We start from the raw sequence: 14768 nt of genomic DNA on the forward strand, positions 1-14768 counted from the left end.
TCGTCGTGTCAGCATCCCAGCACGTCGATGAGGTGATCGTCCAGGTCGGCGACGAAGCCCTCGCGCCGCCAAGGCCGCAGTTCCTTGCGCGCTCGGCGTAACCGCAGTGTCGGCACACGTCCGCCGGTGCTGATAGCTGAGTCGACGCAGTTGTGCAGGAGGTCTGCGGCCCTTTCCGGCGCGTCCAGCCGGATACAGGCCAGTGCCTGATCGGTGGAGACGATGGCCCGCTGTACCCGCTCACGCGGCGCGTCCAGGGCTTCCGCGCTGCTGGCGAAGACATCGTGAGCGACCGCCGCGTCTCCTACGTACAGCTCGCACAGACCCTCGAAGCCGCGCAGGTGATCAGCGCTGAAGCTCGTCGGCGAGGGATCCCCGTCGTCATCGCGGTCGAGGTCGTACCAGGCGAGCGACAGCGCGGTCTGCGCGTGCCGCCCGGCGCCCGACCGCGCGGCGATCTCGGCCTGAAGCGCATGCGCCCGGGCCCGCACGCGGACGCTGTCGCCAGTACGAGCATCGCGCACCGCAGCGTCGACCAGCTCACGGGCCGCGCCAATGCCCGGGACCGAGTACAGCGTGACCAGGGCGTGGCTCAGGTGAACGACTGCCCGGCGCCACGGGGCGCCGAGTTGTCCTGCCGCGTCAGTAGCAGCCGCGTATAGCGCCCGGGATGCCTGGTCATCGCGGGTCTCGAACGCCAGCCGCCCGGCGAGGGTGTACGCCTGCGCCGCGACCGTGCGTAGCTCGGGCCGCAGCGGCTCCGGGACGTCTCCGGCCAGGAGCCGCTGACAGGACTCGATCACGGGGGCGAGTAGCAGCTGCAATCGAGCGAAGGGCAGTGAGCCCACTTGCGAGTTGACGTCTCCGACTGCCGCGCGCAATCCGTCGAGGAGCGCGTCATCGGCGCGCGTCGGATCGGCGAGCGCGACGGCCATGGAGTACTGGGTAGCGGGCCCCAGCAGAGCGAGCAGGCCGGTCCCGTCGTCGGTGGCCGTGCGGACCAGGAGCGCGCGCAGTTCGTGCAGATGAGCGTCTGCCTCGCCCAGGTACGCGAGAGCGTCCAGCAGTTCGGCGAAGTCGCTGCCCGGCCCCAGCGCGACTTGACCGTCAGCGCCCCGGCTGTAGAGGTGTGCGAGCAGGAGTTGGTACCGGTCGCTGGGAAGGATGGGCTTGGAGCTCTCCCACCGAGCGACGGACCGCTGCACGCTCGGGGCCGATGAGGAGAGGGGCTGGTCGAGGCGGCGCGCTGTGTCGATGAGCGCCCGCGCGGTGTCAGCCAGGGACCAGCCTCGTGCCTTCCGGAGGGACTTGAGGGCAGCAGCGCCGCGGGTTTCGCACGTGCTCATGCCCTCATCATGCCGGTGATCCGCGTCACACGGGCACGATCAGGCGTGCTTTTTCCTGTTCGGCACCGTAGTTGAGGGTTTGCCACGTCCCCGATGTACCCTGCGGCCCCCCGAGAGGGAAGCCGATCACCATGTCGGAGCGATCGACCATCCACCGGTTTCGGGCGTGGAAGGCCGGACTGCGTAGCTCTTCTTCCGCGCCGAGTTCGACGACTTCTGTGATGCGGTCGCGGCTGCGGGTGATGGCTTGCCGCGCTTCGGCGGGCTGCTGTCGGACAGTGCCGGGGACGACGATGGTGATCTGCGCGTCGGAGTTCCCGGCGAGCCAGAGCAGGGACAGGCTGTCGATGCCCTTTGCGCCGCCGATGTAGAACCGGGTCTCGGGGACGGCGAAGGGAGCGAGATAGTTGGTGAACAGCTCGGCGTAGCTGTCGAGGTCGCGGTGCCCTGTCGACCGGGTACCGGTGATGACCACAGCCCGAGTCATGATCCACTCCGTGTCATAGGTTGTCATATCCCGCCGCGACTACCGGTGCGATGAGATCGATGCATGAACGCAGCCGGTTACCGCGACCTCGCCGATCGACTGAAAGCCTACGGACTATCGATAGTGGCGAAGGGTGCCCAGCTGTGTGTGGCGAATCCGCTCAGCGCCAATCTGGTGGAGGAGATCGCCAGCCAGGGGGGACGCTACGTCACTGCCTGGGGGTATGAGATCGGCGAGCGTGGTGACGAGAGCGGTACCGCTCTTCGCCTCGCCTTTCTTCTCGGCGCGTCTCCGGGAGGCGCGGTATGAAGACCAGAACCCTGCCGTGGACACCACCGCCCGCCGTGGACGTCGAACCCTTACCGGCAGGCAAGTGGTGGGACGCCGTCCGCGCAGCCCCGACCGTCGGCGAACGCGCCCTCGAACTGCTCGGCGACGAGACCGGCGCCGTCATCCAGGACAAGCACGGCCCTCTGTACTGGCTCGTCGCCATGGGCTCCGCCAAGAGCTGGCACCTGCGGCAAGTCCGCGTCCTCGCCAAGCTGGAGCACGAGAGCACTTACCTCGGTGTACCGCCCGTCTCCTGGACCGAGGGCCCGCGCACCCACTGGCGCGTGCCGCTCTCGGCCAACCGCTACCTGACGGACGCGGGGAGGTTGTGGGGGGCGCTGGCCGAGGCCGACCGCGCCGAGTACGGACGCGCCCCTGAGGGCCGCCAGCTCTGCTACCGCTGCAAGCTGCCCACCGACGAGCCCATCCCGGTCGAAGTGGAGGATGGCCGTAGCGCCGTCGGCAAGGTCACGTATGCCTGTCCTCCGCATGCGCCGCTCTACTCGAAGCGCCGCCCGCGGAGCCTCACCAGCGCGGCCGCGGCCGAGCACGAGGGGCGGCGGTCCCGATGACCACCATCCCGGACCGCGGCCCCGCAGCCCTCGTACTGGGCGCCTACCTGCGCTCGCTCCGGCTGGCCAAGGGCATCAAGGCCGCCAAGGCCGCCGAGGCGATCCGCGGCTCGGAGGCCAAGCTCAGCCGCATGGAGACCGGTCAGGTGGCACAGCGCTGGGACGACGTGTCCACCCTGGTCAGGGTCTACGGGATGACCGACTGGTCCACCATCGTGGACACACTGCGGTGGTCAGGCTGGCAGTCGAGAGAGCTCAAGCGCAGGGCAAGCACCATCCACGACAACGCCGAAGGCTGGCTGGACCGACTACGCGCGTGCGAGCACCACGCATCCGCCATCTGCGGCTACGCCACGGCCACCATCCCGCGCATCGTGCAGACCATGGGAAGGCCCCGTGGACTATCTGACCCTGCTGACAACGTCCACCCGACCCCCGCGGATCCCGCGGCACACCGTGCTCCCAGACCAGACACGGCAGGACGTCGTCATCCTCCTCGATGGGGCGATGCTCCTGCGGACGTGCGCAAACCCGGCGGCGATGGCAGCGCAGATGGCCTATCTCCAGCATCTGCAGGAATCCACGCACGGTCCGCGGATCTTGGTGGTGCCCTTCCAGGCCGGGGTCATCCCGCCGCACGGCGCCCTGCACCGCTTCCTGCTCCACGACCAAGAGGTCTGCGCCGAGGAGACCTGGAGCGCCATCTACATCACCGGAGCCGACAGCCAGGCGGCGCGCGACTGCCTGGCCGCCGGGCTCACTGCCGCCAAGGATCTCAAGGCGAGCGCCGCGTTGCTGGACATCGCGCGCCGACGGTTCGAGCAGCTGGCCAAGGACCCAGAGTCCGATCCGCTCCTGGAAGAGCTGACGGCATGACCGCGAGTCCGCTGGGTCCGGCCGCCGAGACCGAGTGGCGCGCCGCCCTGGAGCACGCCGCAGGCTGCCTGGCCTGCCGGACACCCGGCGCTGTCTGCTTGGAGGGCGGGCGGCTGCTACGCGCCTACGAGGAAGCCGCACGGCAAGCCCGGCCAGGAGGTGACGCCGAATGAGGCGCCGTCGCCACTCACCTGCTGCGCGAGCCGGGCTTCTCGCCTTCCGCGCCGCCCACATGGGCCTGCTGCTCACCGTGGTCCCCGCCCTGCTGGTGCTCGCGGTGTGGATTTGCTTCGCGAGCAGCCCGGCCCGATAGACCGGGTGGGCCGTCGGCGGCCCGGGGATGCCCCGCCCCGGGCTTGGCTTCGCCGTCGGCGGCCCACCCTTCCAGACACCCTGCGGCCCCGCCCCGGCCGCCCCCTTGTCAATGAGGACGGACCGGCCAGGGCGGGTCTTCACCCAGGTGCCCAAGCGCCTGTACTCAGGAGGTGGAAGTGTGACTGTCAAGAACAAGCACAAGGGCGATCCCGCCCCGATCAAGCCGTGGACGCCCCCGCCGCCGCCCCCGCCGGACGGCACGCCGCCCCCGAGGGAGAAGTGAGGGCCCATGACCGAGGACTGGCGACCACGTCACGCGGCGCTGCTGGAAGCTCTCGCCGCGTCCGGCGAGCTGCCGGGCGCATGGCGCCCGGCCTTCGCCGCTGTCCCACGCCACCACTTCATCCCCGCCGACATCTGGGAGCAGCGGGCCACCTGCGTTCCCGTGACGACGGACGCGGCCTGGTGGGACCTTGTCTACCGGGATGTGCCGATCGTGACGCAGGTGGACGACGGGCAGAGCGACGGCCCGGCCATCGCGACCTCGTCCAACTCCATGCCCACGATGGTGGCGCGCATGCTCACCGCGCTGGAGGTCGCCGACGGGCAGCGCGTGTTGGAGATCGGCACCGGCAGCGGCTGGAACGCCGCGCTGCTCGCCGCGCGCCTGGGGAGCCGGAACGTCACCACCGTCGAGGTTGATCCGGTGCTGGCGGAGAAGGCCGCGAAGGTCATCAAGGACGCCGGGTACAGCCCTGATGTCGTATGGGGCGACGGCGCATGGGGGTGGGAGTCCGGGGCGCCGTACGACCGGATCATCGCGACCTGTTCGGTGCGCCGCATCCCCTACGCCTGGGTGCGGCAGACCAAGCCGGGCGGGCTCATCCTCGCCCCGCTGGCAGGAGACTTCTGGTCCGGGGCGCTGGTGCGGCTCGACGTGGGCGGCGACGGGGTGGCCTCCGGCCGGTTCGTCGGCGGAGCCCGGTTCATGCCCATGCGCTCGGAACGCCCTCGCCCGGACGCCCCGGTGGACAGCGGAACGGGGCGGCGCGGCGGCACCGGCGCGCTTCCCGCCGAGACCATGGCGGGCCTCGGTTTCGCCCTCTACGCGGGCGCGAAACTGCCGGGCGTGGTCATGGCCGACGGAAAACCGGACGGCAGGTATCAGATGTGGCTCCATGATCGAAACGGGTCGGCGGCCACCGTCACCCAGGAGGAGGTGTGGAGTTACGGCCCACGCCGGTTGTGGGACGAGGCCACCGCCGTGCACGACACATACGTGAACGACGGCAGCCCGGACTCCGGCGACTTCGGGCTGACCGTGTCCCCCGGCGGACAACAGCTCTGGCTCCGCTCACCTGACACACCCCTCGACTGACAGATTGGGCCAACCCCGGCCCTGGCCGTACGCATCCGCCGGGGTGCGCGGGCTACGCACTGAGGACGCGGGCGGTCTGAGCCGTCAGTCCGAGCCGTCGAGGTCGTGGCCCGCGTCGGCGCCGAGGACGCCGTCCAGCTCGGAGATCTCCCCGACCAGCCGCAGGACGTCCCCGGTGCCCTCGAGGGCGAGCATCACCTCGGCGACGCCCGTATCAGCGGGCCGGGCCTCCTCCTCGGCCCGGACGATCCTGGTGGTGCGGTCCCGGCCCTTCCACGGTGCCCGGTCCACCCGGACCCGCAGCACCTTGTACCCGGCGGCCGTGCACAGCTCCAGCACGCGCGGCAGCAGTCCGGCGCCCACCCGGTACGAGAGGCTCAACTCCACCCGTTCGGCCGACCAGACGGTCGGCAGCCGGCGGGTGAGTACCGGATAGCCCCGGATCACCAGGAAGTGCACCGCGGTGGCGGCGGTGGCCAGCAGGGCCAGACCACCGCCGCAGGCCATGCCCACCGCACAGGTCAGCCAGACGGTCGCGGCGGTGGTCAGGCCGCGGACGGCGTCCCGCCGGACGAAGATCAGGCCGCCGCCGATGAAGCCGATACCGGAGACGATCTGCGCCGCCACCCGCGAGGGGTCGAGGCCGACGTGGTCGCGGAACAGCACATCGGCGAAGCCGTACTGGGAGACCTGCATGAACAGCGCGCTGCCCACACCCACCAGGGTGTGGGTGCGCAGCCCGGCGCTCTTCTGCTGCACCGCCCTCTCGAGCCCGATCAGGGTGGACAGCACCAGCGCGACGCCGAGCTCGGCGAACTGCCGCACTCCCTGGTCGGCGCCGAATTCCCACATCGGAGCGGCGATCAGTTGCACATCCGTCCCTTCTGTCCGGCCTGTCCGGCCTGGGATGGATCCGCTCCATCCGGTCCGCCCGCCCCTCGTGGTCCCTTCCCCCGACCGCCGTCCCCCATGAGTACCCGCTGAGTACCCGCCTTTCGCACGGGGTGTGCGCCGGTGACTCACACACCATCCCCACACACGCTCCCGCACCACCTGGGCATGCGCTTGACTCGGAGTGTCACCACTGCATGGACGTTACATCCGGAAGGGGATCAACCCGTGACCACCGAGCCCGAGCAAGCCGCGTTAGCCGTGGAGCTCGCGGAACTGCGCCGGACCGTCGAAGTGGGCTTCACCCGCGTCGACGGCCGGCTCGCCCTGCTCGACCACCGTGGAGAGCAGGCTGAGGAGGACGTGAACCAACTGGGCGGGCGGCTACGGATTCTGGAGCACGGACGCTGGCCGCTGCCCTCCATCGCCGCCCTGACCGGGGTGTCCGCCCTGGCCGTCGCGGTATGGCAGGCGGCGGGACACTAGCCAGGACGGCCGGTGGCCCGGCCTACCCGAGCCTGATGTGGTGGAGCAGCAGCAGCGCGGCCGCCATGTTGGCCGCGGGCACCTCGCCCCGCGCCACCAGATCGGGCACGAGCTTCAGCGGCACCCACTCGCGGCGGTCCGACTCGAAGTCGTCCTCCGGGTGCCCGACGTACGACGCCTCCTCTGCCCAGTAGATGTGGTGCCGTGCGTCGGTGAGCCCGTTGGACGGCTCGACGGAGAGCAGATGGCGCAGCGGGCCGGGCCGCCAGCCGGTCTCCTCCTCCATCTCCCGGGCCGCGGCGTCGGCGATGTCCTCACCGTCCTCGACGACGCCCGCGGCCAGCTCCCAGCCCCAGGCGTCGGTGATGAACCGGTGCCGCCACAGCAGCAGCACCTCGTTGGCCGCGTTCACCACGGTGGCCACGGCCACCGGGCGCAGCCGGATCAGATAGTGATCGAGTTGACGTCCGTCGGGGAGCCGGACATCGGCGAGGTTGACCCGGAACCATCGGTTCTCGTACACGGTCCGCTCCCTAAGGTTCTTCCAGCGCACTGTCAGCCACCTTTCGTCGCACGGGAGGCCATCCTGGGCCACCCGCTGACGAGAGTGCGGACCCGCGAGCGGAACCGCGGTCACAGAGGAACGCGCAGTGCCCCGTCGATGAGTTCGGCGGCCTCGGCCGTCGCGGCGCTTCCGCTGGCCGCGAGGTGTTCCCGTACTGCCCGCAGCCGGTCGCGTAACCGCTGGGACTCCATGCCCCGCGCCCGCTCGGTCATCTCCACCGCGGTGGCGCCCGCCCGGTCCGCCTCGCCCTGGCGCAGCTCGATATGGGTGAGCATGGCGAGCCGGTGCACCCGGCCCCGGTCGTGGGCGGGGGTGCCGACCGCGGCGGTGGCGTGCTCGCGGGCGCCACCGAGGTCGCCGAGGCTCAACAGCGCCTCGGCCACCTGGACGTTCACCAGACCCGGCTGGACATAGCCGGTCTCGTCGGGCTCCTGGCCCGGTCTGATCCGGTCGGCGGCGGTCTCGGCGCGCCGGATGCAGGACAGCGCTCCGGCGCCGTCGCCGAGCCGGGCGTACGCCTTGGCCTGCATGGCGTAGAGGTCGGCGGCGAGCGCGGGGGTGATCTGGGAACCCGCGGCGCGCAGCGCCGACTCGGCGAAGGCGACCGCCTGCCGGTACTCCTTCATGAAGAGGGACTGGTTGACCAGCAGCGCTATCACATACGCGCCCAGGCCCCGGTCGCCGCTGGCCTTGGCGAGCCGCAGCGCCTGGTGGAAGTAGCGCTGGGCCAGGCCGTGCGTGTTGGAGTCGTAGGCGCAGATCCCGGCGATGGCGACCAGGCCGCCGGTCGCCCGGTGCAGCTGGCGGCCGGTGTCGTCGGCGTAGGCGCCGCGCAGCAGCGGCGCCGCCTCGGAGTTGAGGAACCCCACCACCCGGGTCCGGGTCGCGACACCGCCGGCCTTGCGGTACATCTGCTCGTAGTGGGCGCGGGCGGCGCGCAGCGTCTCGATGTCGGTCATGCTCACGCGGGTCAGCCCGCGCCGGGAGACATCGGAGTCCTCGGGAGGGTTCTCCCACTCCCACACCGGGATGACGGCGGGGGTACCGGTGACCGCCGGGGCCTCGACGACATGCGGGCGCTGCTGTTCGTCGGAGCGCCACAGCGCGGTGGCGCGCTCGACGAATCCGGAGAGCGAGGTGGCGGGGCCGCGGGCGCTGCCGGGGGTGCCGAGTCCGATGTCGTCCAGGGTGAGGGCGCGGTGCAGCCGCTCGCCCAGCACCTCGCAGATGAGGTCGGGCACCTGGCCGCGCGGCCGCTGGCCCTTCAGCCACCGGGCCACCGCGGTGTGTTCGTACCGCAGCTTCATCCCCCGGGCCCGGCCCGCCTCGTTGACATGCGCGGCCAGCCCCGCGTGGGAGACTCCGGCCTCGTCGAGCACGGAGTCGAGCAGTGTGTTGGGCTCCATCTCGCCCTCCCGAAGCGCTCGGTGGCGCCAGCGTAATGGAGGGCGCTTCGCACGGGGTGTGAATCGGGTGGTGGGAGCGGGCCGTTCCAGGGCCTGTCTGGGGTTGTGATCTGGGCTCGCGGGGCGTGGCACGCACGCTCGCCGCGTTGCCGAAACGCCCTAGTAGCTCCGCTACGAGGGCCTTCCGGCGCCCTACGATCGCACGCACCACGCCCCGCTCCCTGATCCAGATCACAACCCCCGACAGGCCCTAGGCCCGGTGGGCGTCGGCGGCGGGGCGGGTGAGAGCGCTGGGGCCTGAGAGCGGGCAGTGGTCGTAGCGCAGGGCGAGCAGCGCCACGTCGTCGGCGAGCCTGCCGCCGGTGTGGCGCAGCAGCGCCGCGCGCACCCCCGCCACGACCGCCGCGGGGACGAGCGGTCCGGCGCCCGCGGCCTCGGACAGGGCGCGGCGCAACGGGAAGAACGTGCCCTGGGCGTCGCGGGCGTCCTCGGCGCCGTCGGTGTGCAGCACCAGGGTGTCGCCGGTCTCCAGGGAGCCCCAGTGGGCGGTGGGGAGTTCGGCGGGGAGCGGGAAGAGGCCCAGCGGGGGCAGCACCTCGCCGGGTGCGGTCTGCCGGGCCAGGGCCGGGCCCACGGGCTGTTCGCGGAGGCGGTACGGCCAGGGGTGGCCGCAGTTGAGCGCGGTGACCTCGCCGTCCCGGCCCACCTCCAGCAGCAGGACGGTCACGAACTCCTCGTCCACATGGCTGTCCAGCGGGCACTCCCCGTCGGCGCGGGCCCGCAGATGGCGCTCCAGGGCGCGGTCGAGCCGCCGCAGCACCCCGCTGAGCCGGGGTTCCTCATGGGCGGCCTCACGGAAGCTGCCGAGGACGGCGGCCACGGTGCCGATCGCGGGGAGGCCGTGCCCGCGCACATCGCCGATGATGACGCGAACGCCGTACGGGGTGGCCAGCGCCTCGTAGAGATCGCCGCCGACGGCGGCGCCCCGGCTGGCCGACAGATGGCCGCCCGCCAGCTCGATGCCCGCCAGCCGGGCCGGGAGCGGCCGCAGCACCACGTCCTGCGCCGCGGCGGCCACCGCCCGGAGCTCCTCCAGCTCGCGGACCAGCCGCACCTTGCGGCCCGCCGTGAGATAGCCGCCGAGGGCCACGCCGGCGATGGCGCAGCAGGTGACCAGCGGGGCGTGCGGGTCCGTCACCTCGCCGTCGGGCTCCAGCGCGGTCACGGGCGCGAGGGCGAACAGCAGACCGGCGCTGCCGAGCAGCAGCACGCGTCCGCGGCGGCCGCCGCTCGCACAGGCGATGGCGGGTGCGGCGGCGATGAGGGGGACGACCTCGGTGTGATGCGGGGTCAGCAGCTCCCAGCAGATGACGCCGAGCACCCACAGACAGGGGACGGCGCGGGCGGCCGCCCGCAGGCTCCGTGCCCTCCGTGCGAACGCGCCGCCGACTGCCGATGTCCCGATCATGTGTCGCCCCCAACGCCGGCCAATGAGGCGGTCGGCCGGGCCCCCGGACGGTCGGTCCCGCATGGGCCGTACGACCGGCACGATTCTTGCGACGGCTGCTGCCAATTGGACCAGCCGCCTCCGCATCTCACCTGATCGGGTGACCGCACCCCAGGCGCCCACCCGAACACCCCGCCGTGCCGCGGACGAGGTGTCGGCTGTTTGCCGTCGACCGGGTGGGGCGGCGGGCTTGGGGCTACGGCGGGGCCGTAGCCCCAAGCCCGCCCGGAAGGCCACCGGCGCCCGCTAAGCGCTCCGCGGGAAGTGCCCCGACCTGTCGTCGATCGTCCGCGGCGCCGTCGTGGCTGGTCGCCCACGCGGCGGAGCCGCATATCGACACAGCCGCGGCGGAGCCGCACATCGACACAGCCCGCGCCCCTTCGGGGCGCACCCGAACCGCACCGGACTTCAATGAGGCCGCTTAGCCAGGGTGTCCGGCGACTCGTGACGCCTGCGGCGGGCCGCTCCCCTTCCCGACACCTGACGATATGCGGCTCCGCCGCGTGCGGGGCTTCGCCCCCAGACCTCGAGCCGGGGCTCCGCCCCTGGACTCCGGGGTCCAGGGGCGGAACCCCTGGTATCGGGAAGGGGCGGGGAGGGGAAAGCATCGCTACGCGGCTCCGCCGCGTGGTCCGCCGGACACCCCGTAAGCCGCCACCGCGACGGCCCGCGCAAGCCGAGCAGGCGAGCGGGCGCCGGAGGGCCCGGGACACCCGCAGCGCGGCGTGCGTCCGCCGTCCCGGGACACCCGCAGCCCCGCGTGGCGTGTGCGTCCGCCGTCACGGGGGCCGGGGTACGGCGAAGGGGCGCACCCGTTGCGTACGGGTGCGCCCCTCCGTGGTGGCGCGTGCCGGGTGCCGTCAGGCTCCGCGCAGGGTGGCGCCCGTGCGGTCGGCGGCCGCCGACACCGCGGCGTCGCGGGAGGCGGCGATCTCCTCGGCGGTCAGCGTGCGGTCCGGGGCACGGAAGCGCAGCGCGTAGGCCAGCGACTTCCTGCCCTCGCCGAGCTGCTCACCGGTGAAGACGTCGAACAGACGGAGGGATTCGAGCAGTTCCCCCGCGCCCTCGCGCAGCGCCTTCTCGACCTCGGCCGCGGGCACGGACGCGTCCACGACCAGCGCGACGTCCTGGGTGGCCACCGGGAACGTGGAGACGTGGGGCGCCTCCACACGGCCGGCACCGGCCTGCTCGAGACGGTCGAGCTCGATCTCCATCGCGCAGGTGCGCTCGGGCAGCCCCAGGGCCTTGGTGACCCGGGGGTGGAGCTCACCGGCGTTGCCGACGAGGATCTCCTGGCCGTCGACGACGGCCAGCAGCGCGGCGCAGCGGCCCGGGTGCCACGGGTCCTGCTGGTCCTGGCGGACGATCAGCTCGACGCCCGCCTCGCGGGCCACGACCCGGCCCGCCTCGACGGCGTCGGCCCAGCTCACCGGGGTGCCCTTGCCCCACCAGCCGGCCTGCTCGCGGTCGCCCGCGAGGACGACGGCGGCGCGGCGCGGCTGGTGTGGCAGCGCCGCGTTCAGCCCGGCGATCTGCTCGTCGGTGGGACGGCGGTCGACGGGCAGGACGGCCGCGGGCGGCTCGTCGCCGGTGGCGCGGAAGACCAGACCCGTCTCGAAGAGCGCCAGGTCGTGCTCGCCGCGGCCGGCGTTGCGGCGCAGCGCGCCGAGCAGCCCGGGCAGCAGCGTCGTACGGAGCGCGGGCTCGGTGTCCGACAGCGGGTTGACCAGGCGGACCAGATCGCGCCGCGGGTCGTCGGCGGCCAGCCCGAACTGGTCGAGGACCTCCTCGCCGAGGAACGGGTAGTTCAGCGCCTCGACGTAGCCGGCCCCGGCCAGCGCCCGGCCGACCCGGCGGTGCAGCCGCTGACGCTCGGTCAGCCCGCGCCCGGCGGGGGGCCGGGGCAGGGTCGAGGGGAGGTTCTCGTACCCCTCGAGCCGGATGACCTCCTCGGCCAGGTCGTTGGGGTCGGTGAGGTCCGGCCGCCAGCTGGGGACGGTGACGGTGAGGTCGTCGGCGCCGTAGACGTCGCAGCCGATCTGCTGGAGGCGCCGCACCACGGTCTCGCGGCCGTAGGCCACGCCCGCGACCTTGTCCGGATGGTCGGCGGGCAGCGTGATGGTGTGCGGGGCCCTGGGCGCGATGATCTCGGTGACGCCCACCTCGGCGGTGCCGCCCGCGAGCAGCACCAGCAGATCGACGGTGCGCTGCGCCGCCGCCGAGGTGGCCTCGGGGTCGACACCGCGCTCGAACCGCCTGGACGCCTCGGAGGACAGCTTGTGGCGGCGGGCGGTGCGGGCGACCGGGACCGGGGCGAAGTGGGCGGCCTCGATGACCACCTCGGTGGTGCCCGCCACCTGGCCGGACTCGGGGTCGGCGGCGCTGTCCGCGATCTCGGTGTTGGCGCCGCCCATGACTCCGGCGAGGCCGATGGGACCGCTCTCGTCGGTGATGACGAGGTCCTCGGCGTCCAGGACGCGCTTGGTGCCGTCGAGGGTGGTGAGCTTCTCGCCGGGCTGCGCGCGGCGCACCCCGATCGCCCCGGTGATACGGGAGCGGTCGTAGGCGTGCAGCGGCTGGCCGATCTCCAGCATCACGTAGTTGGTGACGTCGACCGCGAGCGAGACGGGTCGCATGCCCGCCTTCTGGAGCCGGCGCTGGAGCCAGATCGGGGAGCGCGCCTCGGGGTCGAGCCCGGTGACGGTGCGGGCGGTGAAGCGGTCGCAGCCGACCGGGTCGGCGACCTTGACCGGGTAACCGTGGCTGTTGGGCGCGGGCACGTCCAGCAGGGCCGGGTCGCGCAGCGGCAGCTCGTAGGCGATGGCGGTCTCGCGGGCGATGCCGCGCATCGACAGGCAGTAGCTGCGGTCGGGGGTGACCGCGATGTCCAGGACCTCGTCGACGAGCTGGAGCAGCTCAATGGCGTCGGTGCCGACCTCGTACTCCGGCGGCAGCACGATGATGCCGTGCGCGCCGTCGTCGCCCATGCCCAACTCGTCGCTGGAGCAGATCATGCCGTGCGAGACCTTGCCGTAGGTCTTGCGCGCGGAGATCGCGAAGCCGCCGGGCAGCTCGGCGCCGGGCAGCACGACCACGACCTTGTCGCCGACCGCGAAGTTCCGGGCGCCACAGACGATCTCCTGCGGCTCACCGGTCCCTCCCCCAGAGCCTTCGGCCTGGGAGGTGCCCCCCGCCTGGCCGACGTCCACGGTGCAGAAGCGGATCGGCTTCTTGAAGCCCTCCAGCTCCTCGATGGTCAGCACCTGCCCGACGACCAGGGGGCCCTTGAGCCCCGCGCCGAGCTGCTCGACCGTCTCGACCTCGAGCCCGGCGGCGACGAGTTTGGCCTGTACGTCACGGCCGGTCTCACCGGCGGGCAGGTCGACGTACTCCCGCAGCCAAGAAAGCGGGACCCGCATCAGATCTCCATCCCGAAGGGCCTGGTGAAGCGCACATCACCCTCGACCATGTCTCGCATGTCTTCCACGTTGTGCCGGAACATCAGCATCCGCTCGATGCCGAAGCCGAAGGCGAAGCCGCTGTACCGGTCCGGGTCGATGCCGCAGGCGATGAGCACCCGCGGGTTGACCATTCCGCAGCCGCCCAGCTCGATCCAGCCCTCGCTGGAGCAGGTGCGGCAGGGCCGGTCCGGGTTGCCCACGGACTCGCCGCGGCACACGTAGCACAGCATGTCCATCTCGGCGGACGGCTCGGTGAACGGGAAGAAGTTCGGCCGCAGCCGGGTGGTCATGCCCTCGCCGAAGAGCGCCCGCACCATGTGGTCGAGCGTGCCCTTGAGGTCGGCCATGGTCAGGCCCTCGTCGATGGCCAGCAGCTCGACCTGGCTGAAGACGGGGGTGTGGGTGGCGTCCAGCTCATCGGTGCGGAAGGTACGGCCGGGGCAGATCACATAGATCGGCGGCTTACGGTCGATCATCGACCGGATCTGCACCGGCGAGGTGTGGGTGCGCAGCACCACACCGGAGCTCTCGCCCTCCTTCGCGCCCTGGACGAAGAACGTGTCCTGCATCTCGCGGGCCGGGTGGTCCGGCGGGAAGTTGAGCGCGTCGAAGTTGAACCACTCGGCCTCGACCTCGGGGCCCTCGGCGACCTCGTAGCCCATCGCCACGAAGACGTCCTCGATGCGCTCGGAGAGCGTGGTGATCGGGTGGCGGGCGCCGGCCGGGGTGCGGTCGTACGGCAGGGTGACGTCCACCGCCTCCTCGACCAGCACCCGCGCGTCACGCTCCGCCTCCAGCTCCTCCTGGCGGACCTTCAGCGCCTGGTTCACCTGGCCGCGGGCCTGGCCGACGCGCTTGCCCGCGTCCGCCTTGGCGTGCGGCGGCAGGGCGCCGATCTCGCGGTTGGCGAGCGCCAGCGGAGAGCGGTCGCCGGTGTGGGCGACCTTCACCTCGCGCAGCGCCTCGAGGTCCCCGGCGGCGGTGATGGCGGCGAGCGCCTCGTCCCGCCTGCGGGCGATCTCTTCCGGTTTCAGTGCCTCGACCTCGACAGGGTCGTACGACTTATTGGGTGCCGACATCTCTTCCCGTGCTTCCGTTTGTCCCCCAGCTACCGCTGGGAGGTGCCCCCCGGCTGCGCGACCCCGGCT

The 14768-nt window shown here is 72.3% G+C and carries 15 protein-coding genes and 1 pseudogene; 8 read left to right on the forward strand and 8 right to left on the reverse strand.

Annotation, left to right across the window (positions count from 1 at the left end; genetic code table 11):
* Nucleotides 1–8: 8 nt before the first annotated feature.
* Complete coding sequence (locus KHP12_RS13580; protein ID WP_208652967.1) at nt 9–1346, reverse strand: NsdA family TPR-like regulatory protein; 1338 nt, start codon at nt 1344–1346, stop codon at nt 9–11.
* 25 nt (nt 1347–1371) lie between these two features.
* A complete protein-coding gene (locus KHP12_RS13585) occupies nt 1372–1833 on the reverse strand; it encodes a DNA-processing protein DprA (RefSeq protein WP_086881376.1) in 462 nt (153 codons plus the stop codon).
* 63 nt (nt 1834–1896) lie between these two features.
* Between KHP12_RS13585 and KHP12_RS13590 the strand changes: the two genes are divergently transcribed.
* The 7 genes and pseudogenes from KHP12_RS13590 (at nt 1897) to KHP12_RS13610 (ending at nt 5304) form a co-directional block, all read left to right on the forward strand.
* Entirely contained in the window at nt 1897–2142 is a 246-nt protein-coding gene (locus tag KHP12_RS13590; protein ID WP_086881369.1) for a hypothetical protein, read from the forward strand.
* Nucleotides 2139–2735, forward strand: a complete 597-nt coding sequence (locus KHP12_RS13595) for a hypothetical protein (protein WP_086881368.1) — start codon at nt 2139–2141, stop codon at nt 2733–2735. Before KHP12_RS13590 ends, KHP12_RS13595 begins: the two co-directional genes overlap by 4 nt.
* Nucleotides 2732–2926, forward strand: a pseudogene (locus KHP12_RS53345) (helix-turn-helix domain-containing protein); the annotation flags it as partial. The gene KHP12_RS13595 and the pseudogene KHP12_RS53345, both read left to right, overlap by 4 nt.
* A gap of 205 nt (nt 2927–3131) precedes the next feature.
* Nucleotides 3132–3611 carry a Scr1 family TA system antitoxin-like transcriptional regulator gene (locus KHP12_RS50990; RefSeq protein ID WP_167442458.1) on the forward strand — a complete coding sequence of 160 codons (480 nt, stop codon included), beginning with the start codon at nt 3132–3134 and terminating at the stop codon, nt 3609–3611.
* On the forward strand, nt 3608–3784 hold the full coding sequence (locus KHP12_RS50995; protein ID WP_167442462.1) for a hypothetical protein: 177 nt from the start codon (nt 3608–3610) through the stop codon (nt 3782–3784). The genes KHP12_RS50990 and KHP12_RS50995 overlap by 4 nt, the downstream gene beginning before the upstream one ends.
* A complete protein-coding gene (locus tag KHP12_RS13605) occupies nt 3781–3924 on the forward strand; it encodes a hypothetical protein (RefSeq protein ID WP_167442459.1) in 144 nt (47 codons plus the stop codon). Before KHP12_RS50995 ends, KHP12_RS13605 begins: the two co-directional genes overlap by 4 nt.
* Nucleotides 3925–4215: 291 nt before the next feature.
* Nucleotides 4216–5304, forward strand: coding sequence for a methyltransferase domain-containing protein (locus KHP12_RS13610; protein WP_211832995.1), 1089 nt, complete (start codon nt 4216–4218; stop codon nt 5302–5304).
* Between the two features lie 84 nt (nt 5305–5388).
* On the opposite strand, the gene KHP12_RS13615 is transcribed toward KHP12_RS13610, so the two are convergent.
* The gene (locus KHP12_RS13615; protein ID WP_086885178.1) at nt 5389–6156 is read right to left on the reverse strand and encodes an MgtC/SapB family protein; all 768 of its coding nucleotides are present in this window, start codon (nt 6154–6156) and stop codon (nt 5389–5391) included.
* A gap of 267 nt (nt 6157–6423) precedes the next feature.
* Between KHP12_RS13615 and KHP12_RS13620 the strand changes: the two genes are divergently transcribed.
* Nucleotides 6424–6681, forward strand: coding sequence for a hypothetical protein (locus KHP12_RS13620; RefSeq protein WP_037961557.1), 258 nt, complete (start codon nt 6424–6426; stop codon nt 6679–6681).
* Between the two features lie 22 nt (nt 6682–6703).
* On the opposite strand, the gene KHP12_RS13625 is transcribed toward KHP12_RS13620, so the two are convergent.
* The 5 genes from KHP12_RS13625 to pheS all read right to left on the reverse strand — a co-directional run bounded on the left by KHP12_RS13625 (nt 6704) and on the right by pheS (nt 14699).
* Nucleotides 6704–7234, reverse strand: coding sequence for an NUDIX hydrolase (locus tag KHP12_RS13625; protein ID WP_037961561.1), 531 nt, complete (start codon nt 7232–7234; stop codon nt 6704–6706).
* 80 nt (nt 7235–7314) lie between these two features.
* Complete coding sequence (locus KHP12_RS13630) at nt 7315–8652, reverse strand: NsdA family TPR-like regulatory protein (protein ID WP_086885177.1); 1338 nt, start codon at nt 8650–8652, stop codon at nt 7315–7317.
* A gap of 250 nt (nt 8653–8902) precedes the next feature.
* Nucleotides 8903–10120 (reverse strand): PP2C family protein-serine/threonine phosphatase, encoded by a 1218-nt coding sequence (locus KHP12_RS13635; protein ID WP_210610173.1) that lies wholly within the window; start codon nt 10118–10120, stop codon nt 8903–8905.
* An 899-nt stretch (nt 10121–11019) separates the two neighbouring features.
* Nucleotides 11020–13578: a phenylalanine--tRNA ligase subunit beta gene (gene pheT / locus KHP12_RS13640; RefSeq protein ID WP_211832996.1), complete on the reverse strand. Its 2559-nt coding sequence runs from the start codon at nt 13576–13578 to the stop codon at nt 11020–11022.
* Entirely contained in the window at nt 13578–14699 is a 1122-nt protein-coding gene (gene pheS / locus KHP12_RS13645; RefSeq protein WP_086883235.1) for a phenylalanine--tRNA ligase subunit alpha, read from the reverse strand. The genes pheT and pheS overlap by 1 nt, the downstream gene beginning before the upstream one ends.
* Between the last annotated feature and the right edge of the window lie 69 nt (nt 14700–14768).

This window comes from Streptomyces asiaticus (assembly GCF_018138715.1).
GTDB classification, from domain to species: Bacteria; Actinomycetota; Actinomycetes; order Streptomycetales; family Streptomycetaceae; genus Streptomyces; species Streptomyces asiaticus.

Coding starts and splice junctions, on each gene's coding strand:
- KHP12_RS13605 (WP_167442459.1), top strand. CDS start 3,781: ATGAGGCGCCGTCGCCACTCACCTGCTGCGCGAGCCGGGCTTCTCGCC.
- KHP12_RS13585 (WP_086881376.1), bottom strand. CDS start 1,833: ATGACTCGGGCTGTGGTCATCACCGGTACCCGGTCGACAGGGCACCGC.
- KHP12_RS50995 (WP_167442462.1), top strand. CDS start 3,608: ATGACCGCGAGTCCGCTGGGTCCGGCCGCCGAGACCGAGTGGCGCGCC.
- pheS (WP_086883235.1), bottom strand. CDS start 14,699: ATGTCGGCACCCAATAAGTCGTACGACCCTGTCGAGGTCGAGGCACTG.
- KHP12_RS13615 (WP_086885178.1), bottom strand. CDS start 6,156: ATGTGGGAATTCGGCGCCGACCAGGGAGTGCGGCAGTTCGCCGAGCTC.
- KHP12_RS13610 (WP_211832995.1), top strand. CDS start 4,216: ATGACCGAGGACTGGCGACCACGTCACGCGGCGCTGCTGGAAGCTCTC.
- KHP12_RS13590 (WP_086881369.1), top strand. CDS start 1,897: ATGAACGCAGCCGGTTACCGCGACCTCGCCGATCGACTGAAAGCCTAC.
- KHP12_RS13595 (WP_086881368.1), top strand. CDS start 2,139: ATGAAGACCAGAACCCTGCCGTGGACACCACCGCCCGCCGTGGACGTC.
- KHP12_RS13580 (WP_208652967.1), bottom strand. CDS start 1,346: ATGAGCACGTGCGAAACCCGCGGCGCTGCTGCCCTCAAGTCCCTCCGG.
- KHP12_RS13630 (WP_086885177.1), bottom strand. CDS start 8,652: ATGGAGCCCAACACACTGCTCGACTCCGTGCTCGACGAGGCCGGAGTC.
- pheT (WP_211832996.1), bottom strand. CDS start 13,578: ATGCGGGTCCCGCTTTCTTGGCTGCGGGAGTACGTCGACCTGCCCGCC.
- KHP12_RS13635 (WP_210610173.1), bottom strand. CDS start 10,120: ATGATCGGGACATCGGCAGTCGGCGGCGCGTTCGCACGGAGGGCACGG.